19 protein-coding genes and 1 other RNA gene are annotated in these 20,771 nt (G+C 32.5%); 9 read left to right on the top strand and 11 right to left on the bottom strand.

The window, feature by feature from the left end; translation table 11 throughout:
- Window positions 1-50: 50 nt before the first annotated feature.
- Window positions 51-650: a TetR/AcrR family transcriptional regulator gene (locus tag Q1B37_RS22110; protein WP_299902643.1), complete on the top strand. Its 600-nt coding sequence runs from the start codon at window positions 51-53 to the stop codon at window positions 648-650.
- Between the two features lie 60 nt (window positions 651-710).
- On the opposite strand, the gene Q1B37_RS22105 is transcribed toward Q1B37_RS22110, so the two are convergent.
- Together Q1B37_RS22105 and Q1B37_RS22100 are read right to left on the bottom strand one after the other, a co-directional pair.
- Window positions 711-2,336: an ATP-binding cassette domain-containing protein gene (locus Q1B37_RS22105; RefSeq protein WP_299902797.1), complete on the bottom strand. Its 1,626-nt coding sequence runs from the start codon at window positions 2,334-2,336 to the stop codon at window positions 711-713.
- A 381-nt stretch (window positions 2,337-2,717) separates the two neighbouring features.
- Window positions 2,718-2,915, bottom strand: coding sequence for a hypothetical protein (locus Q1B37_RS22100; protein ID WP_299902640.1), 198 nt, complete (start codon window positions 2,913-2,915; stop codon window positions 2,718-2,720).
- Between the two features lie 262 nt (window positions 2,916-3,177).
- Here Q1B37_RS22100 and Q1B37_RS22095 point away from each other — a divergent pair, with 262 nt between their 5' ends.
- Window positions 3,178-4,647: a hypothetical protein gene (locus tag Q1B37_RS22095; RefSeq protein WP_299902637.1), complete on the top strand. Its 1,470-nt coding sequence runs from the start codon at window positions 3,178-3,180 to the stop codon at window positions 4,645-4,647.
- A 44-nt stretch (window positions 4,648-4,691) separates the two neighbouring features.
- Here Q1B37_RS22095 and fsa read toward each other — a convergent pair whose 3' ends face one another.
- The 3 genes from fsa to ffs all read right to left on the bottom strand — a co-directional run bounded on the left by fsa (window position 4,692) and on the right by ffs (window position 6,431).
- On the bottom strand, window positions 4,692-5,345 hold the full coding sequence (gene fsa, locus Q1B37_RS22090) for a fructose-6-phosphate aldolase (protein WP_299610369.1): 654 nt from the start codon (window positions 5,343-5,345) through the stop codon (window positions 4,692-4,694).
- Window positions 5,346-5,419: 74 nt separating this feature from the next.
- Window positions 5,420-6,241 (bottom strand): SDR family oxidoreductase, encoded by an 822-nt coding sequence (locus Q1B37_RS22085; protein WP_299902634.1) that lies wholly within the window; start codon window positions 6,239-6,241, stop codon window positions 5,420-5,422.
- Between the two features lie 91 nt (window positions 6,242-6,332).
- An RNA gene (gene ffs / locus Q1B37_RS22080) (signal recognition particle sRNA small type) lies at window positions 6,333-6,431 on the bottom strand.
- Window positions 6,432-6,518: 87 nt separating this feature from the next.
- On the opposite strand from ffs, the gene Q1B37_RS22075 reads away from it, so the two are divergent.
- The 3 genes from Q1B37_RS22075 to Q1B37_RS22065 all read left to right on the top strand — a co-directional run bounded on the left by Q1B37_RS22075 (window position 6,519) and on the right by Q1B37_RS22065 (window position 10,329).
- Complete coding sequence (locus Q1B37_RS22075) at window positions 6,519-7,568, top strand: glutaminyl-peptide cyclotransferase (RefSeq protein WP_299902631.1); 1,050 nt, start codon at window positions 6,519-6,521, stop codon at window positions 7,566-7,568.
- 115 nt (window positions 7,569-7,683) lie between these two features.
- Window positions 7,684-9,447 (top strand): DEAD/DEAH box helicase, encoded by a 1,764-nt coding sequence (locus tag Q1B37_RS22070; protein WP_299902628.1) that lies wholly within the window; start codon window positions 7,684-7,686, stop codon window positions 9,445-9,447.
- A gap of 117 nt (window positions 9,448-9,564) precedes the next feature.
- Window positions 9,565-10,329 (top strand): carboxypeptidase-like regulatory domain-containing protein, encoded by a 765-nt coding sequence (locus Q1B37_RS22065; RefSeq protein ID WP_299610358.1) that lies wholly within the window; start codon window positions 9,565-9,567, stop codon window positions 10,327-10,329.
- Window positions 10,330-10,344: 15 nt separating this feature from the next.
- Here the strand turns inward: Q1B37_RS22065 and Q1B37_RS22060 are convergent, their stop codons facing one another.
- Complete coding sequence (locus tag Q1B37_RS22060) at window positions 10,345-10,710, bottom strand: VOC family protein (RefSeq protein WP_299902625.1); 366 nt, start codon at window positions 10,708-10,710, stop codon at window positions 10,345-10,347.
- A gap of 299 nt (window positions 10,711-11,009) precedes the next feature.
- On the opposite strand from Q1B37_RS22060, the gene Q1B37_RS22055 reads away from it, so the two are divergent.
- The 4 genes from Q1B37_RS22055 (at window position 11,010) to Q1B37_RS22040 (ending at window position 13,764) form a co-directional block, all read left to right on the top strand.
- Complete coding sequence (locus Q1B37_RS22055) at window positions 11,010-11,717, top strand: hypothetical protein (protein ID WP_299902622.1); 708 nt, start codon at window positions 11,010-11,012, stop codon at window positions 11,715-11,717.
- A 3-nt stretch (window positions 11,718-11,720) separates the two neighbouring features.
- Window positions 11,721-12,035 (top strand): hypothetical protein, encoded by a 315-nt coding sequence (locus Q1B37_RS22050; RefSeq protein WP_299902619.1) that lies wholly within the window; start codon window positions 11,721-11,723, stop codon window positions 12,033-12,035.
- A gap of 94 nt (window positions 12,036-12,129) precedes the next feature.
- Complete coding sequence (locus tag Q1B37_RS22045) at window positions 12,130-13,017, top strand: DKNYY domain-containing protein (RefSeq protein ID WP_299902616.1); 888 nt, start codon at window positions 12,130-12,132, stop codon at window positions 13,015-13,017.
- Window positions 13,018-13,062: 45 nt separating this feature from the next.
- Entirely contained in the window at window positions 13,063-13,764 is a 702-nt protein-coding gene (locus Q1B37_RS22040; protein WP_299902612.1) for a hypothetical protein, read from the top strand.
- A 79-nt stretch (window positions 13,765-13,843) separates the two neighbouring features.
- On the opposite strand, the gene Q1B37_RS22035 is transcribed toward Q1B37_RS22040, so the two are convergent.
- The 5 genes from Q1B37_RS22035 to Q1B37_RS22015 form a co-directional block, all read right to left on the bottom strand.
- Window positions 13,844-13,987 carry a hypothetical protein gene (locus tag Q1B37_RS22035; RefSeq protein WP_299610343.1) on the bottom strand — a complete coding sequence of 48 codons (144 nt, stop codon included), beginning with the start codon at window positions 13,985-13,987 and terminating at the stop codon, window positions 13,844-13,846.
- A gap of 199 nt (window positions 13,988-14,186) precedes the next feature.
- Window positions 14,187-14,846: an RNA methyltransferase gene (locus Q1B37_RS22030; RefSeq protein ID WP_299902609.1), complete on the bottom strand. Its 660-nt coding sequence runs from the start codon at window positions 14,844-14,846 to the stop codon at window positions 14,187-14,189.
- Window positions 14,847-15,141: 295 nt separating this feature from the next.
- Window positions 15,142-17,112: an OmpA family protein gene (locus Q1B37_RS22025; protein WP_299902606.1), complete on the bottom strand. Its 1,971-nt coding sequence runs from the start codon at window positions 17,110-17,112 to the stop codon at window positions 15,142-15,144.
- Window positions 17,113-17,128: 16 nt separating this feature from the next.
- Window positions 17,129-18,088, bottom strand: coding sequence for a type IX secretion system membrane protein PorP/SprF (locus tag Q1B37_RS22020; protein ID WP_299902603.1), 960 nt, complete (start codon window positions 18,086-18,088; stop codon window positions 17,129-17,131).
- 71 nt (window positions 18,089-18,159) lie between these two features.
- A partial coding sequence (locus Q1B37_RS22015) for a gliding motility-associated C-terminal domain-containing protein (protein ID WP_299902600.1) occupies window positions 18,160-20,771 on the bottom strand: 2,612 nt, incomplete at its 5' end.

Below are 20,771 nucleotides of genomic sequence, written 5' to 3'. Positions count from 1 at the left end.
TTTTCGAACTATTTAACCAAATATAGTTCGATTTTTACAAATTACCAAGCATGGGAAGAAAATCAATTCATCGAGAAAGAAAAGATAAGAGCAAAAAAGTAGAACAATGGACACAAGCTTTATTGCCTAAACTTAGGAATACCGAGCTTGGAGAGCTTACCATGGATGATCTAGCAAAATTGATGAATAAAAGTAAGTCGACTATTTATCAATACTTTGTTACCAAAGAAGAAATTTTTGAATATGTTACCCAAGTGCGTGTAGATCAACTTAAGGCGTACAAAAATGAAATTTCTATTGAAATTATGGGTTTAGGTTATCAGTATGAAGCTTTAGCTAAAATATTGGCAGAAGGTGTAAAAGATATTTCTCCTTTTTATCTAAAACAATTACAGATACACTATCCAAGCGCTTGGGATATCGTAGAACATTTTTTACAAGGCTTACTAAAAGACTTAAAAGAATTTTACATATTCGGTATTGAAAATAAGATCTTTAAAACAGTATCTCCAGAACTATTGATCAAACTAGATGAGTACTTTATCATGCAACTGATTACAGATCATACCTTTTTTAACGATAACCAAAAAACACTCGAATCTGCCATTAAGGAATATATGTTTGTAAAGTTTGAAGGTTTAGTCCAATAACAAAAAAACACCTACTTCTTGTAGATGTTTTTCTGGAATATTTTTTTAAAAAGCTGTTTATTAAACATTCACGGCATACATTTTTTCTCGTAATTCCTTGATCTTTTTATCGCTCATATACTCATCAAAAGTAGTATAACGATCTATCACTCCGTTAGGTGTTAATTCTATCACTCGATTAGCAACTGTTTGTGCAAACTCATGGTCATGGGTTGTGAACAATATAGTTCCTTTGAAGTTCTTTAGTGAATTGTTAAAAGCAGTAATAGATTCCAGATCTAAGTGGTTTGTAGGTTCATCTAACATTAAAACATTTGCTCTTGTCATCATCATTTTAGATAACATACATCTTACCTTTTCTCCTCCAGACAATACGTTTGATTTTTTTAGAGCCTCTTCTCCACTAAAAATCATTTTTCCTAGAAATCCTCTAATGTAAACTTCTTCACGTTCTTCTTCGGTAGTAGCCCACTGACGTAACCAATCTACTAAATTCAGGTCATTTTGAAAATACTCGCTATTATCAGCTGGCAAGTACGATTGTGAAGTGGTAACACCCCATGAGAATATACCATCGTCGGCCTTTTGTTTGTCATTTAAAATCTGATAAAAAGCAGTGGTTGCTCGAGAATCTTTTGAAAAAACTACAACTTTATCTCCTTTTGCTAGATTGATATCTACTCCTTTGAACAATATTTCTCCTTCTATACTAGCTGCTAGTCCTTCTACATTTAGAATTTGGTCTCCTGCTTCTCTATCTCTTTCAAAAATAATTGCTGGATAACGACGGCTCGAAGGTTTAATGTCTTCAATATTTAATTTCTCGATCATTTTCTTACGAGAAGTTGCTTGTTTTGATTTTGCAACATTGGCACTAAAACGAGCAATAAATTCCTGAAGTTCTTTCTTTTTCTCTTCCGCCTTTTTATTCTGCTGCGCTCTTTGTCTTGCTGCTAATTGCGAAGATTCATACCAGAAAGTATAGTTACCACTATAATTATTAATTTTTCCGAAATCAATATCCGAAATATGAGTACACACAGAATCTAAGAAGTGACGGTCGTGAGAAACTACAATCACCGTATTATCATAATTAGCTAAAAAGTTTTCTAACCACGAAATTGTTTCATAATCAAGATCATTCGTAGGCTCATCCATTATCAGAACATCTGGATTACCAAACAAACACTGTGCAAGAAGCACTCGTACTCTTTGTTTTGTATCAAGATCCGCCATGCTTGTATAATGCAGATCTTCTTTAATACCTAAATTAGAAAGCATGGTTGCAGCATCACTATCCGCGTTCCATCCATTCATTTCTTCAAACTGCACTTGAAGCTCTCCAATTTTTTCAGCATTTTCATCGGTATAATCAGCGTATAATGCATCAATTTCCGTCTTGATTTTATACAATTCTTTATTTCCCATAATGACAGTTTCCAATACTGTATGCTCATCATAAGCATAGTGATTCTGTTCTAAAACCGACATTCGTTTACCTGGCTCTAAATGTACATGCCCAGAAGTAGGTTCAATTACCCCTGAAAGAATTTTTAGAAATGTAGACTTTCCTGCTCCATTAGCCCCGATAATACCATAACAGTTACCCTGGGAAAAGGTAGTATTTACTTCATCAAATAAAACCCGCTTACCGAATTGTACTGAAAGATTAGAAACTGATAACATAGTAATAAATTGTATTTTCGGCAAAAGTAGAAAAATGGATTCAAACCCTAAAAGAATACTTAGGTATTTTAAATAGTATTTTACAATAAAAAATCAATAGAAAATGAACACAAACTGTCTTTCTATTCCGATCCAATATTAATTACAAAATAGATCTAATAACCATTGTGATTAAAATTTAAAACGACAGAGCAAATAGATCTAGTCCATAATTTACTTTTTTGAGGGTTTATTAGAATCATCCATACCCATCTTCATTTAGGATCAACTTAGTAATTAAAGCTTATTCCATAAAAAAAGCAGTCAAACTTTAGTTTTGACTGCTTTTTATTTATTTCTCTGAAATTTGTTCTTGTATACAGAAAATAAATCAGGGATTTTTTACCCGTTAGTTGTAGGCGAGCAAACTCCTCCCGAACAGAAACCTGTAGGACAATGCGGGAAACCAGTTAAGCAAGCTAAACCATCCGACGTTGGACCACAAGACGACACGTATTCTGTAATAAAACCGCCTAAAACAAACTTCTGAGCGTTTTTATTTAATTGTTTAATTCCCTCGATTTTCAAAATTTTTCTCATGATGATAATATGTTTTAAAAGATTATATTGATTTGGTTTAATCAACCTTTTAAATATACGATCTTAGAACAATGATGTGTCAAAAATCGACACAATATTTTATTTTTTAACTTTTCATTTAGTTTCACTCATAATAATCTTAGAAGAGCCAAAAAAAATCCCGTCATACCCTAATATTAACACAATTAACGTATTCTTAACAAGTCAGAAAAGTCTTTCCATTTATTTTTGAATGTTTGTCAGTATAATAATAGCGCCCAAAATGTTTTTCTTCAGACTAAAGTATTTTTGTTTTATCTGCTTATCTAGTTGTTGTTTATTAAGTTGCGACTCTACCGAAGAGGTTACAAGCAATCACGTATACTTAGGCGGAGAGATTGTAAATCCTAATACAGATTATGTCGTTCTTTTTAAAGGCGATGATTATCAGGACACAATTTATTTAGACAAAAACAACAGATTTCTTCACAAGATTGAAAATATTAAGGATGGGCTTTACTCCTTTAGACATAATCCAGAATATCAATTAATTCTGTTAGAAAAAGGTGACAGCATTTTAATGCGTTTGAATACTCTAGAATTTGATGAATCTCTTGTTTTTACTGGAAAAGGCTCTCGAAAAAATAATTTTTTAATTGATATGTTTCTACAAAACGAAGATGAAAGAAATCAATTATCGAATAGAAGATATACCAAAACACCAAAAGCATTTAAGAAAGAGCAAGATTCGTTATTAGATTTGAGACTTCAAAGATTCACCAATCTGACAGATAAGTATCCGCTTAGTGACCTTGCCACGAAAATATGTAAATCTAGTTTTGAATATGACTTCTTTTCTAGGTATGAAATGTACTTATATAAGTATCAGTATTCTAGACTAAAGAGCAGAAATATTGCTAATGACATTCCGAAAGACTTCTTTGAATATAGAGATTTAGTAAATTATAACGAAGATGATTTGATGAGGTTATACTCCTATAATAGATTCTTAAATCATTATTTCACTAATTCTTCATATACCAAGTATATGAATCAAAAATCTTTTTCTAAAAATAAGGTAGAATATACTATGTATAAACTTGACCTTGTGGACAGTGTTATACAACAATCTTATATTAAGAATAACTTACTACGTGGTATTACTACCAATTTTATACTGGACAACAAAAATGATTATACATCTCAGAAAGTACTAGATCATTATTTATCGATTAGTAGTAATAAAAAATTTCAGAAGGAACTTAAAAAATTAGCAAAAGCAACAGCAAGGCTAAAACCCAACAATATTATTCCAGATCAAGATCTTATATCTTCTAATGGTGAAATGACCAAGTTATCTGAGCTTTTCGAAAAACCGGTTACCGCACTTTATTTTTGGTCTATCGAAAGAAAAGATCATTATGTAAAAGCTCATAAAAAAACCACTCACTTAAGTAAAGTATATCCTGATATCGATTTTATAGCTATTAATACAGACGACGAACAAACGGACAACTGGTTAAAAACTATTAAACGACATAACTACAATCTGGAAAATGAATATGAATTTAAGTTTCCAAAATGTTCTTCAGATGAATTAGTAATTCATTATACTAATAAGGTAATTCTGGTAAATCAAGAAGGAAAAATAATTAATCCTAATGCTGATCTATTTTCTTCCTTTTTTGAAAAACAATTAATGAGTTATAGCAGAATGGCAAGTATTGATAAACAAAAAACTGTTCTCGATTAAAAGAACAGTTTTTATAAAGTATCGATTTATAGTATACTAGAAATCTAGTTTCCTTTTTTATAGTCTGCTAAGAATTTAGCTAAACCAATATCAGTTAAAGGATGTTTTAATAAACCTTCGATAGATGAAAGAGGTCCGGTCATTACATCTGCTCCAATTTTTGCACAATCAATTACGTGCATTGTATGTCTAACAGAAGCTGCTAATATTTGCGTATCGAAGTTATAGTTATCATACACCATTCTTATTTCTGCGATTAGGTTAAGACCATCTGTAGAAATATCATCTAATCTTCCTATAAATGGAGAAACATATGTTGCTCCCGCTTTTGCTGCTAACAAAGCTTGTCCTACAGAAAATACTAGTGTACAATTAGTTTTAATACCCTTATCACTGAAATATTTTATTGCTTTTACTCCTTCTTTGATCATAGGTACTTTCACAATAATCTGGTCATGAAGTTTTGCTAACTCCTCTCCTTCTTTTACAATACCTTCAAAATCTGTAGAGATTACCTCGGCACTTACGTCTCCAGTTACTATATCACATATTTTTTTGTAATGTTCTATAATATTATCCTTTCCTGTGATACCTTCTTTCGCCATTAATGATGGGTTCGTAGTTACTCCATCCAGTACTCCAAGATCTTGTGCTTCTTTAATCTGATCAAGGTTAGCAGTATCAATAAAAAACTTCATATTGTTGTGTTTAGATTTATGATTATTTGTTGAAATTCTAGTTCTATATGATTCTTTTTTAGAATCGGGCAAAATTACAATTTATAATGATTCATAAGTAATTTCTCATATACTTTATCGGGCAAAACTCTTTTTAAAACGATAGAAAACTTTTGCATAAACGCTCCTACTTTATAATGCACTTTAGGTTTTGCGGTATTAATTACACTATATACTGCTTTAGCCATTTCATTCGGATCCATTCCTTCATCTACGTGTTCATTCATTAATTTTAGAGAATCTCCGTACGTTTTTTCGTATGGAGAACCATCAACTACAGGTGCGTGATATCTTCCTGCAGCAATATTTGTAGCAAAATCACCAGGAGCTATATTGGTCATTTCGATATTAAAGGTTTTTAGCTCCATTCGCCACGCCTCTGTAGTCACCTCGAGAGCAGCTTTAGAAGCACTATACACACCTCTAAACGGCAATCCCATATATCCAGCGATAGATGTAATATTGATAATTAAACCACTATTTTGTTTTCGCATTATAGGTAATACCGATTTGGCTACATTTATAGGCCCAAAATAATTGGTAGTAAAATTATTAATGATCTCTTCTTCTGGAATTTCTTCCATAGGTCCTGTAATCCCTGCACCTGCATTATTGATCAAAACATCTAATCGTCCTTGCTCATTTTGGATGGTATTTACTGCAGTAGCAATACTATTCTTATCAGCAACATCTAATTGTAATAAGCGAAAATCATTGAAATCTTTGTAACGAGAAGGATTTCTACTGGTTCCATAAACAACATATCCTTTAGTCGAAAGAAATTGCCCTATGGATTTTCCAATTCCTGATGAGCCACCTGTTATTAAAACAACTTTAGCGTTTTGATTTGTATTCATATCGGCAAATATACATCTGGATTTACGATTTATGAATTTAGAAGAACGAAATAAACGAAAACATTTAGAAAAGGTAACTTTTGCGCACAAAAAAAGGCAAGCTACCTACATCACACCGCTACGACCGTATACCTTTGCTGCGTTCCCGCCCTGGAGGATTCAACAGGAGCTGGTTGTGTAGGACTTGCCGCTGCAAAGATACAATCTTTACTATATAAAACAATGATTTTTTAAACCCAATTAAAATAAATATCTTGCTCTAAATATTTCCAATATCATGAACAACCGTAACCTATTCGTCATCATAGTATTATGTTTTTTAACCTTTGCGTGTGGAAGTAATGCTGATGCGAAAAAAAAACAATTTTCGATAAAAATTGATGGTGATACATCTAAATTTAAGCTTGGAGAAACCATAAAAGCCAGTATTCTTAATCCTAAAAAGTTAGAAATTGACTCCGTTACTTACTTTTTTGAAGACACTAAACTAACTACTACTGATAAAACATTATTAGTAGAAAAAATTGATGATGAAAGACTAGGAAAACATCTTTTAAAAGCAATTGTATATTTTGAAGGTAAAGAAGAAGATATTTATAAAAAATTAACCTTTTACAACAATAAACCTCCTAAGCTATACAAATATAAGATCATTGCAGAATACCCTCATGATCAAACAGCATTTACGCAAGGATTAGAATTTGTAGGAGATACCCTTTATGAAAGTACTGGCAAAAATGGCTTTTCTTCATTGAGAAAAGTAAACTATAATACTGGAGAAGTACTGATAAAGAAAGATATTGACAAAAAATATTTTGCAGAAGGTATCACTATTATTAAGGACAACATCTATCAATTAACATGGCAGTCCAAAGAAGGTTTTATATACAATCTTAATACTTTAGATAAAACGGGAGGGTTTACCTATAATAAAAGTAAAGAAGGATGGGGACTGTGTAATGATGGAACTCATATATACAAAAGCGATGGTACCGAAAAAATCTGGGTATTAGATCCGAAAGACTTATCTGAAAAATCATATATCGAAGTTACTACCCATAATAAGGTTAAATCTAAGTTTAACGAATTGGAATGGATTGACGGAAAAATTTATGCGAATACCTGGCAAAAAGATGGTATTGCTATTATTAATCCTAAAAACGGAGCGTTAGAAGCCGTTATTAATTTATCTGGATTAAGGGAAAAAGTGAGTCAGCATGAAAATTTAGATGTATTAAATGGTATTGCCTACAAAAAAGATACAAAGCAATTATTTGTTACAGGAAAAAACTGGGACAAACTTTTTGAAATAGAGATCATTAAATAAAAAAATGATTTCCTGCTTGGTGATCAAAAACATTATTTTTGTCACATCAGAATAAGTACTCCGTTATTATTATAGACAGATAATAAACCGTACCTTTGCGGCTTATTTTAGATATATGAATAAATTTGAAGCATTAGGCCTCGGAGAAGCTATAATAAAAGCAGTGAATGAAATGGGGTTTGAGACCCCTAGTGAAGTACAGGAGAAGGCTATCCCTATTTTGCTTAGTGAAGATACTGATATTGTCGCATTAGCGCAAACAGGAACAGGAAAAACTGCAGCATTTGGTTTTCCTTTAATTGAAAAAATCGATGTAAACAGTAGAATTACACAAGGACTTATCCTATCTCCCACTCGGGAACTTTGTTTACAAATTACAAACGAGTTAAAAAACTACGCTAAATTTTGCGACGGACTACGAACCGTTGCCATTTATGGTGGTGCCAGCATTCAGGAACAAGCTAAAGAGATCAAACGTGGTGCTCAAATAATTGTTGCTACACCTGGAAGAATGCAAGATATGATTAACCGTAAAATGGTTAATATCTCTAATATTGGATATTGCGTATTAGATGAGGCAGATGAAATGCTAAACATGGGATTTTATGAAGATATCAATTCCATTCTTGCGCATACACCAGAAGACAAAAATACTTGGTTATTTTCTGCTACCATGCCTAAAGAGGTAGCTACTATAGCCAAACGTTTTATGAATGACCCAAAAGAAATAACGGTTGGACATAAAAACACAGGATCTAAAAACGTATCTCATGAGTATTACGTTGTAAATTCCAGAGATCGTTATGCTGCTTTAAAAAGATTAGCAGATGCAAATCCTGATATTTTTTCAGTGATCTTTTGTAGAACCAAAAGAGACACTCAAAAAGTTGCAGAAAATCTTATTACAGATGGATACAATGCTGCTGCATTACATGGTGATTTAAGTCAGAATCAGCGAGATTTGGTAATGAAAAGTTTTCGTAACCGTCAGATTCAAATGTTAGTTGCAACGGATGTTGCTGCTCGTGGAATTGATGTTGATGATGTTACCCATGTAATTAATTATCAATTACCAGATGAAATAGAAACCTACACTCATAGAAGCGGAAGAACAGGTCGTGCTGGAAAAAGTGGTGTTTCTATGGTAATCGTTTCGAAAAGTGAACTTAGGAAAATTAAGTCTGTAGAACGCATCATCAAAAAGAAGTTTGAGGAAAAAGAAATACCTAGTGGAGAAGAAATTTGCCAAGTACAGTTATTTCATCTTGCCAACGATATTGCGAAATCAGAAATAAATCACGAAATTGATAGCTACTTACCATCTATAAATGAAGTACTAGAAGATTTTTCGAAAGAAGAATTGGTAAAAAAATTCTTCTCGGTAGAATTCTCTCGCTTCCATAATTATTACAAGAAGGCAAAGGATCTGAATGTATCCAGAGATAGTGGAGACAGTTCTAGAGGCAGAGATGGTAGTACGCGTTACTTTATTAATGTAGGAGAAAAGGATGGTTTCGATTGGATGACTTTAAAAGATTTTCTAAAAGAAACTTTAGGATTAGGGAGAGATGGCGTAAGTCGTGTTGATGTAAAAGAAAGTTTTTCATTCTTCAATACTGATTCTGAGCATCAAGATATGATTCTTGCTGTTTTTGAAGATTTTAGAATGGAAGGCAGAAAAGTGAACGTAGAGATCTCTAAAGACTCTGGTAGAAATAGAGGAAAACGAAGAAGAGATAACAATGGAGGTGGTTTTAAAGGAAAAAGAAGAAGCGAAGGTTTTAAACCTAAAGGAAGAAATCGACGTGACCAAAAAAACAGTGATAAAGGAAATAATAACGGAAGAAGAGATCGAAGAAAACGTAGTGATCGAAGGTAATTTTTTTATGAATTAACTAAACTATATGATTTTTGGTCCGATTTTTATGTTATGTTCGTATAGAACAGCCGTCATATTAGATAGAGTTGATCATTAATTATTAAAAAAAGGGAGCTTTTGAAAAAAATTTTATTCTACATAACACTTGTTTTAAGTATTGGAATATATGCTCAGGAAACTGATCCTGAAACTGTATCCGGACAAGTTCTTAATGCCTCTACAGATAGTAAATTACAGAATGTTCACGTAGTAAATTTAAGTCAGGTAATAGGTACTATCTCTGACAAAGAAGGAAATTTTGAGATTAAAGCAAAAGTTAATGACACCTTATATTTTACCTACATAGGATACAAAGCGCTTAGAGTTAGAGTAACGAATGACTGGAAAAAGTTTGGGGATGTTAAAATTAAAATGACAGAACTTGGAATAGCTCTAGAAGAAGTTGTAGTGGCGGATGTTCAGTTAACTGGTTATTTAGAGATTGATGCTAAAAAAATCCCGGTTTACAACAATTATAGATATAGTATTTCGGGATTAAATTCTGGTTATGAAGGAGGAAGCAAACAACCAGGAGCCGTAAATAAGGTTCTGGGAGCTATTTTTAATCCTGCAGATTTTCTTTATAATATTTTTAGTAAACGATCAAATGAACTTCGGAAACTTAGAAAGATGAAGAAAGATGATGAGATCCGAAATCTCTTAGAGTCTAAATTTGATCGTGCTACTCTTATGGCGTTATTGCAAGTAGAACGTTTGGACATTGATGAAATTTTACGCAACTGTAATTACTCAGTAGATTTTATAAAATTTGCTAACGATCTTCAAATCCTTGATGCTATCAGCGATTGCTATGAGGAATATAAAGTTCTGGACAGGAAATAATAATCCTTATTAGTATTACTTCTGAGAATGTAGCGCAATACGATTCCCTTCAGAATCTATAAATTGGGCAAAAAATCCGTTTTCTTTTGATATTAATTTTTTATCTATAAGTACTTTTCCTCCCGAGACATTAACTCTAGCAATCTCGTTAGCTACATCTTCTGAAGAAAAATATACTACTACTCCATCAGCAGAAGGCTTATAATCCTCTTCTAAAAGAATCAACGTTCCTGTAGCGGTACCTACCTGATTTTTGTTAGGAAACCACCCCATTTTAACACCATCCATTTCAACAAGATGAATTTCTATATCGAAAACTTTTTCATAAAAAGCTTTTGCTCGATTCATATCTGTAACCGGAATTTCAAACCAAGTAACCATAATTTGTGTTTTTATTTAGGATAAAAGTTAGTTATTCTAAATAAAAAAAACAATCTGAATGAGCAGCAAAACAAATCCATTACATTTCTGATTATAAAACAATTGCACTTATGATCCTTTTACAAAACACGATTATAGGTTTCAAATTATAATTTGGTACTATTAATTTTTATCGGAGCATTATTTTAGTGAATCTATAAATATTGGATTAGTAGAGGTCTTCACATTTCTTGTTTATCTAAATAACTAAAGAGTTCTTCCATCCAACAGAGAATAGAGATACACTCAAAAATATAAACATGATTATACTTAATGTAAAAACTACTTACGTACCAATTCATAAGGGTATTACCAAAGATATAATTTGCCCAATTTGTAACACTAAGGATAGTATAGAAATTACAATTTATCAAAAACATATTGATACAGGTCTTGTCTATAATACTACCAATAAACTAAGTGGCATTGCGTACTGTACAAATTGTAAGACTGAAATTCCTAATGTGCAATGGACCCCAGAAATAGAAACTGTTTTTGAAAAATTAAAGGACGAAAGTCAAATCGAAACACCAGGAAAAAAGTATAGCATTATTTTTAAGGTATTACTTGCATTTTTAGCATTAGTAGCTTTTGGTATAGGATACGCACTTTTTAGTGCCAAAGCTACTGCAGATGATAAAAGAGCGATTTTAGAAAATCCAACTATAAATAATAAATTACTCATACAACATCAAGTAAGAGAGAGCTTATCACAATTTAATGATTTGGGCAATAGTTGGGCTATTATCAGAAATGTAACTGGTGACACCATCATTATTCAAATGCACACCGAAAAAGTACCCTTAGATCAAATAAATGGGGCTAAGCCACCTACTTCTGGATATAAAGGTAAAATATACAAAATAAAGAAAGATGAATTTCGAACCAAAGAACGTGTTTCTGAACATCATAAAGAAAAAGGTATGGGACTTAATTATGCTTACATCTGGTCATTTCAAAAAGAGTAAATCATGTTTAAAAGAAAAAATGATCATAGCTTTATACAACACCATATGTATGAAGGTAAGCACTCCAAAAGTATTTATAAAGGCTTTAAAACAAGTATGTTTATACTGATATCTTTATTGATCATAGGTGGATTTACATATCGAGAATTATTGCAATACGAAGCTGGATTTATCTCTAACAACTTTCTATTTTGGCTATATGAACATATTGGTTTTATGGGCATTAAAATTATGTATGGATTCATATGCCTGTTAGTTGTGTGCATTGGAATTTGGGATGTAAGACGATTGAAAAAAATTAAAAACAATGAACAGTAATTTTAATAAGTAATAAATATTTGTCTTCACATTTCTTAAATTTATAACATCACCCTTAAAGAACTACTCTTCTTTACATTTTATACCTATCCATATGAATGACTACATTATTTTAGATATTTTTTGGGATCATCAGATAGTTCGAGAGCAATCAGGTAAAGAGTTTAAAATTTTTCGCGGTATTGATTACCAAACCGATTGGAAAAAGCTAGGATATGGGTATTCAAAAGACAAAAAACAGATTTATTATTACAATACGGAATATTTTAAAAAATACTATAAAGAAATAGACTTTGAGACCTTTCATATTGTAGAAAGACATGCAGAAAAAAGTCCTTATAGTGCAGATGGAGAATACAAAGAAACCATATATTTCGCTGATAAAAACAACGTGTATGTAAACAGTTATCTGTGTCCTTTTTCTATTATCGAAGGCATTTCTCCAAAAAATCTTAAAATAATTGATATCTCCAAAGGATATGCTACTGATGGAGCCAAGGATTATGTATTTGATCAAAAATTACCCTATAAGATAAAAAATACAAACCCCATTAATACTGTATATTTAATGGCGAATGATATTATATATTTTGGGAATACAAGTCCTTTAGAATGTGATGCAAAAAGTTTTGAATTGGTACATGAGGCTGTTTTAAATATTGCAAAAGATAAGAATCATGTTTTCTACAAAGATCAAATTATTGAAGGCGCAGATCCGAAAACTTTTCAATTTTTAGATGCTTGCATTCTTCCCAATAAGGAATATTATCAGGAATGCGATATAGACTTTTATGCAAAAGATAGTAAGCAAGCCTATTTTATAAGCACTCCATTTATGGCTAAGATAATTAAGACAAAAAGTCTTCACAATTTTAGATTTGAAGTCATTGATGGCCGTGGATACGCTTTTGATGACATCTATCGATACGATCGGGGAAAAAGAAAAAAATATAGTAACTCATCTACACATGTTAACCTTTAGACATATTGAACACTAAGTATCGTAATTCAAATAAATACTAAAGGCATGAAACTCTTAAAATTACTAAGCTTATTTTTAATCATCTTTTCTTTTTCTAACTGTTCTAAAGAAGATGATGAAATCTTTATAAACGAAACAGAAGTATTAGAAAAAAACAATCTCTATTCCAATATCAAATGGACTGGAACCTGGAATTCTACCTATGGAGAATTAAGACTAGTGGAAAAAGGACAGCTTATCTATGGAGATTACAGTGATATTGGTGTCATCTATGGATATAGACATTATATCAATGGGAAAGAATATTTTGAAGGCACCTTTGAGAACTATCGAATGAACAAAAATGGTATTATCCGTTTTGAAATGAATAACCCTAATTTTAATAACTCCTTTTCTGGTGAATGGGTATGGAATAATTCTTCTTATTGGTATTCCTGGAATGGCACAAAAACCTCTAAAAAGGAACCAGTGTTACAAAGTTTTTATAATGTAAAAGGGCAGATTATGGATAAAACAACTTTACAGAAAATCACTACTCCGATTACTATTGAAGTATTCAAAAATGGTATCAGACGATTTACTGAAGTGTCCGAGAATGGATTATATGCGGTTCAATTACCAAAAGGAAACTGGGAGATAAGAGTAAATGATTATAGATATCAATTATATTCCAGAAATATCCTGGTAAAAGAAAATTACGATTTCAATAATTATTTTACAGAAAACATCTTCTTAGTCAAAAAATAATTTTTGACTAATCTTAATGTTATTCCAGGTATTTCAAAATCGTTACATTAAAAAAATACCTGGAAAATGGATTAGTTAGTTACGAAGTAGTTGTTCCTTTATGAAAAATATCGTGAACAACTTCAGATGTATAATTGATGGTTGTTTTATTAGATTTAAAACCTGTTTTCACTTGTTTTATAAGTGCTTTCATTTTGCTGGTAGGAGACTTTTTTTTGCTCATGACAAAGATGTTTTATGGGTACTTAACAGTATTAAGTTACTCAAATATAGGGAATTAAATTTTAAATCGTTTGATTTAAGCACATTAACCTTTTACGTGTAAACCTTTTTTTACCCATAAACTACGACATAAAAAAACAGCAAAATTATAGAATTTGAATACTATTTTTAATTATTCGTAATCAATCAATTAGTATTTGTTATTTATGCTCTTCTTTGTATCTAGCAATAATTTTTCCGTGACTTTTTATCACTTTTTTGGCCCAATCCATTCTTTTTTCCATCTTTTCTGTTTCTGATAATTGCCAAGGAATATCTGAATTTCTTAATAATGAAGTTACATGCTGTAAAATTATCGCCGCAGAAACTGAAATGTTAAGACTTTCGGTAAAACCTACCATAGGAATATGTAATTTAACATCCGATTCATCTAATACTAAATCACTAAGACCTTCTTGTTCTTGACCAAAGAAAAATACTGATGGCTTGCTAATATCAAAGTCTTTTAACTCAACAGAGCTATCATGAGGAGTTGTTGCCACAATCTGATATCCTTTACTCTTCAAGGTATTTATACATTCTCGGGTGGTAGTATACCTATTGATATCTACCCATTTTTGCGCACCCATTGCAATTTCTCTATCAATACGTTTAGCATTTATCTCTTCGATTACATGAACATTCTGAATTCCAAAAACATCGCAGCTTCTTATTACAGCACTTGTATTATGTAACTGATATACATCTTCTACAGCTACAGAAAAATAGTTTGTTCTTTGTGCAATTATATTTTTGTTAAGATTCTGACGTCGTGGAGTAAGAAAAGATTCTAAGTACTCTAATAGTTGAATATCTACCATAAGAGTGCTAAAATATAAAACATTGATAATTTATAAATGAAAATGGTCTTAAAGATCATCAAACTATTTTCTTCATAAGGAAGACCTCTCTTACGTTACCCATTCGCATAGAGAGGTCTATACTAATATAAGATCACAAAAGTCTTGTACGAAAATTTTGCTTAACGTTTTTATTCCCATCGTCATATAAAAATAAAAAAACAATCCTTTTTAGAAATTACATCAGCTCCTATTAACAAATCACTTTGCTTTCTAATTGTTCATTATTTCGTTAGAAAATACTTTTTATTATTTGTTATTCTAATAAAATAAACTCGCTTCTTCTATTCTCTTGGTGTTCTTTTTCACTACAATCTACATTATTAGCACATTTATTAACTAGTGATGATTCTCCATATCCTCGTCCAGTGAGTCTGGATTTATCGATCCCTCCTTTTTCTACAATATATTTTATAGTACTTTTTGCCCTTCGTTCACTTAGGAACATATTATAATTATCTGATGCTCTACTATCTGTATGGGATCGAACATCTATTTTCATTTGTGGGTATTCTTTGAGAACAGCAATAATTTTTTGTAATTCTATTTCTGCATCTGGTCTAATGAATGATTTATCAAGATCAAAATAGATAATTTGTAGTCTTAAAACTTTAGCTAAATCATCTCCTGGTTTTACTTCTTGTCCTTGTAATCCTCCTTTTCCTAATTGTAATGGAAGTTGATGTGTATACTCTAGAGCAGTATTGGTTTCTAATGGAGCTTCTGTAGGACTATAATCGATTTTTGATCCTCTTATAATATAGGTTGTTTCGCATGAAACATTAAACTTATAATTCCCTTGCGCATCGGTAATTGTTTTATCTAGTTGCTTATTATTCTCATCTAGCAGAAAGACTTCTGTATCTGGAAGAATCTGTCCAGTGTATGCATCGGTAACCTTACCCTCCACATATTGAGCACAGGTAGTTATTAAATCATCTATTTGCTTAAAACTATAAATATCATCATTTCCTTTTCCTCCTTGTCGATTACTTGCAAAAAAGCCAATCTTTGTCTCTTCATTAAGCACAAATGTAAAATCATCTTCAGAACTATTTACTGGACGTCCAACATTATATGGTTGAGAAAATTCTGTAATAGCATCTGGCACCGCCACAAAGATATCTAATCCACCTAATCCTACATGACCATCACTAGCAAAATACAGCCTTCCTGAATTGCTTACATACGGGAAAGTTTCTCGACCTTCGGTATTAATTTTATCACCAAGATTTTTCGGGGTTCCAAAAGTTCCGTCTTCATTAACATCCACCACATATAGATCAGACAAGCCTTTACTTCCTGGCATATCACTAGCAAAATATAATTTTTTCCCATCCGCACTTAACGCTGGATGCGCTACAGAATATTCTTCGCTATTAAAAGGCAACTCTTCGACATTCTTCCATTTTTCTCCTTCTAAGGTTGCTCTATATAATTTTAATAGAATTGTTCCACTAGTATTTGATCCTAATCGTTTTTTTGTAAAGTTATTTCTGGTAAAATAGACGGTTTGTCCATCTTGACTAAATGAAGATGATGATTCATGAAATCTTGTATTAATATCTCCTTTCATTTTTTTGGGACTGGACAATGCGTTTCTATCCCCTGTAATATCCGAAGAATAAAGATCTAGAAATGGCATTTCGTTCCACTCATGAAGTGTCTTAATTACAGAATTTCCTCCATTTCTAGAAGATGCGAAAACCATCTGTCCTTGATTATTAAAACTAGGAGCATAATCGGAAAATTTAGAATTAATATTTATTTTTTTTAAAGTAAACTTCCCTGATTGCATTTCTATAAATCTCAGATAATCTCTAGTACTTACAAAATATTCTGCCCTTTGATCGGTCCCAGAAGCTTCATAAAACTTTTGCATAATCTTATCTGCTTCATCATAGCGTTCAACCCCTTTCAGACTTTGAGAATATCTAAAGAGATATTCTGGATCAACTTCATCTACATATCCGTTGATCAACTCTTCATACCATTTTACAGAGCCTTCTAATTCTCCGTTGAAATAATAGGAATCTCCAAGTTTTTTGAACAAATCTGAAGACGAATATCCACTTTTTGCAACATCTAGATATATTTTTCTAGCATCTACAAACGCATATTGTTCAAAATTTTCGTCTGCTTTTTCCAGACGTTTTTCCTGAGCATTCATAACACCACACAGTATTATCCAAATAATTATATTTATCACATATCTTAATAAGTTCATATTCATATTTTTTATTCTAGAAGAACCTAGGTGTTAACATTCTATTGTATTTCCTAAAGAGTTCGAATCTCAATAACACTTCATAACTACCATCATTGAATTGAGTACGACCTAACTCAGTTGATTCTTTATCATACGCAAACCCTATCATTAGAGAATCAGAAATTTGAAAACCTGCCATAGCACTAAAAGCAGCACTCCATCTGTAGCCTACCCCTAATGTTAGTTTATCATACATTAAAAAATTAGCAGATAAATCTACTTGTAATGGTGCTCCAAAAACCAATTTACCAAGAACTGCTGGTTTGAACTTTAAATTATCATTTAGCTCAAAAACGTATCCAGATATCAAATAATAATTGATTCGTTCTTCCGCAATGAATGTAGATGAATCATTACTATTTACTGTTGCTTCTTCATCAAAATGATCAGTTTCTAAGAGGTTTGGCGCGCTTAATCCAAAATAAAACTTATTGGTATGATAGTACACCCCTACTCCTACATTTGGGCTGAATTTATTATCAATGTTATTTTCAAAATTTGGATCATTTATATCAAACTGTGATAATCTTTGAAAATCCACATTTAATAAATGACCTCCTGCTTTTAATCCTAAACTTAGCTTTCCACTATCTGAAGTAGGTATTGTATATGAAAAATCAATATCGAAATAGGTTTCATTAGTTGGTCCAATTTCATCATTAACGATGGACAGTCCCAATCCAACACGATTATTCTCTCCTAAGGGAGTATTTAATGATAACGTTTGTGTTCTTGGTGCTCCATCTAATCCTACCCATTGACTTCTGTGTAAACCTGCAATACTCATAACTCCTCTACTACCAGCATATGCTGGATTTACGCTAATCGTATTATACATGTACTGTGTATATTGAGCATCTTGTTGCGCGAGTCCATTTTCCTGGAAAGCGAAACTTAAAAGCACTGTAGTTATTAGTATGTATACTTTTTTCATCAGCTTTAGTTTAATATTTTTATTTATACCCGTGAGGGTTATCTCACGGGTATTTCTCATAGTTTGATAAGTTATTTATTGATATATAAGTATCCTGCTCTTTGTTTACGCTCTCCTGTTTCGAGAACATATTCTAAAACATAGTAGTACGTTCCTACTGGTAGTTCATCACTTGCTTCTACAGTTGCTCTACCATTAGATATACCTCTAAAGAAGTTATCATTTCTACCATAATTATCTGTACTGAACACTTTTACACCCCAACGGTTATAAATCTCTACTGTGTTTTCGAAATTTTCTATTCCTCGAATTACGAATACATCATTAATACCGTCTCCATTTGTAGAAATTCCTGTAAATATTTCAACTCCATCTTCTGCATCGGGGTCTATTGGACCATTTGGATCTAAATAATCTGGAATATCGTCTCCATTAGTATCTATGGCATCTTCAGGATCACCATCACCATTAGGATCAGGAGATTCATCCTCTGTTTCAATACCGTCACCGTCATCATCGGTATCCAGATAATCTGGGATACCATCTTCATCTGTATCTGTATCCCCAGGATCATCATCACCATCATAATTTTCTTCAGCCGTATCAATACCATCACCATCATCGTCAATATCACGATAGTCTGGTTCGGCATCACCATCAGTATTATTAAGTTCGGTATCAGGATCTGTATCTACAATGTCACCATTTGGATCTCCATATCCCGTTGTATCTCCGTCATAAGCATCATCAATTCCATCATTATCAATATCTTCTCCGCTTGGTAAAGTGTCTGCTACTCCATCATTGTCATAATCAAATGCTTCGATTAAGTCTGGAATTCCGTCATTATCACTATCGTCATCGATATAATCAGGAGTACCGTCTCCATCAGTATCTTCAGGGCTTACTCCTTCATCACCGGTTCCTTCGTAAGCATCATCCAATCCATCTCCATCACTATCATTACCAGTAGGAGGCACATATCCATCTGTTGTCTGTCCTTCTACATTGTCAGGAATTCCATCATTGTCACTATCCTGATCAAGAGAATCTGGTATACCATCTCCATCCATATCTATATCTCCTTCTACAATGTCCAGAATTCCATCATTATCATCATCTATATCAACACTATCAGATATTCCATCATTATCATTATCACCATCCACTACTATAGTCTCTTCTAAATCATCTTCAACGATATCAAGATCAACCTGATCAAGAGTAACATCGGTTATAATATTAGTGATAGTTGCATTAGAAGAACCAGGATCTATTGAGAAAGTTATCATTAACATCCTCAGTTCATCAGGTGGTATAGTTCCTAAAGTCCATACTCCAGTCACGTTATCATAAGATCCTTGATCTGGTGTATCAGCAATATAAGTGATCCCTGCTGGTAATTGATCAGTAATAGATACATTGGTGGCTTGAGCAGGGCCAGAATTTGCCACGGTAATAACGTATGTATAAACACCTCCTAATACATATGGACCTGTTTCTACTATTGACTTAGAAACTACTAAATCTATATCACTAACAACATTAATTTCTTCTTCCAAATCGTTATTGGTAAGATCAGGATCGGTTTGATCCATTGTAAAAGTTATTATATTATTAATTGTCGTTCCACTTGTACCAGTATCAACAGTTACTGTTATTGTTAATATCGCTGTTGCTCCTGCATCCAATGTTCCAATGGACCAATCTCCAGTCACATTGTTATAAGTTCCTATACTAGCTGTATCTGACACATATGTGATTCCTGATGGTAATAAGTCATTTATAATTAACTGAGTTGCTTGTTCAGTACCATCATTTCGCACTACGATTGTATAATTGATTGTATCTCCTTCATTTGGATTACTATCATCAACAGTTTTGCTAATCACTAAATCTGCTATATTGGTAACTGTAATAGATTCTTCCAAATCATTATTTGAAATATCTGGATCATTTTGATCAGATACTACAGTTATAAAATTAGTGATTGTGTCTCCACTTGTACCACTATCAACTTCTACTTGAATATCCAAAGTAGCCGTATCTCCACTATTCAGAACACCGACGGTCCAATCTCCTGATCCTGGTGCGTAACTTCCTTGTGATGATATGTCATTTACATACGTAACTCCTGCTGGAAGTTGGTCATTAACTATTAAACCTGTTGATTGCGCAACACCATTATTAGTTACAGTTATAGTATAGGTTATAATCTCTTGTTCACTTGGTGTTGGATTACTTACAGTTTTACTTATCACTAGATCTGCATCATTATTAACTACAACGTCTTCGCTTGGATCATCAGCTGTGGTATCATTATCTACTTGATCTAAAGTAACTGAAGTAACTATATTGGTGATCGTATCTCCACTGGTACCTGCATCAACACTCGCTACAATATCAATAGTAGCATTCGCTCCACTGTTGATCGTACCAATTGTCCATAGTCCTGTACCACTTACATAAGCTCCCGCTCCTGTATCACTTACATAGGTAACACCTGCTGGTAATACATCTGTTAACACTACATTGGTCGCTTGTGCTGGACCATTGTTGGTTACAGTAATTGTATAGGTAACATTAGAACCTTCATCTGGTGTAGGATTGTCTACAATCTTAGCAACTACTAAGTCTACTTCGTTATTCACCACAATGTCTTCGCTTGGATCATCAGCTGTGG

Origin of the sequence: uncultured Aquimarina sp. (assembly GCF_947492965.1) — a bacterium.
Classification (GTDB): Bacteria; Bacteroidota; Bacteroidia; order Flavobacteriales; family Flavobacteriaceae; genus Aquimarina.
Note: the sequence above shows the minus strand (reverse complement) of the source record. Positions and strands in the feature narration are given on the sequence as shown.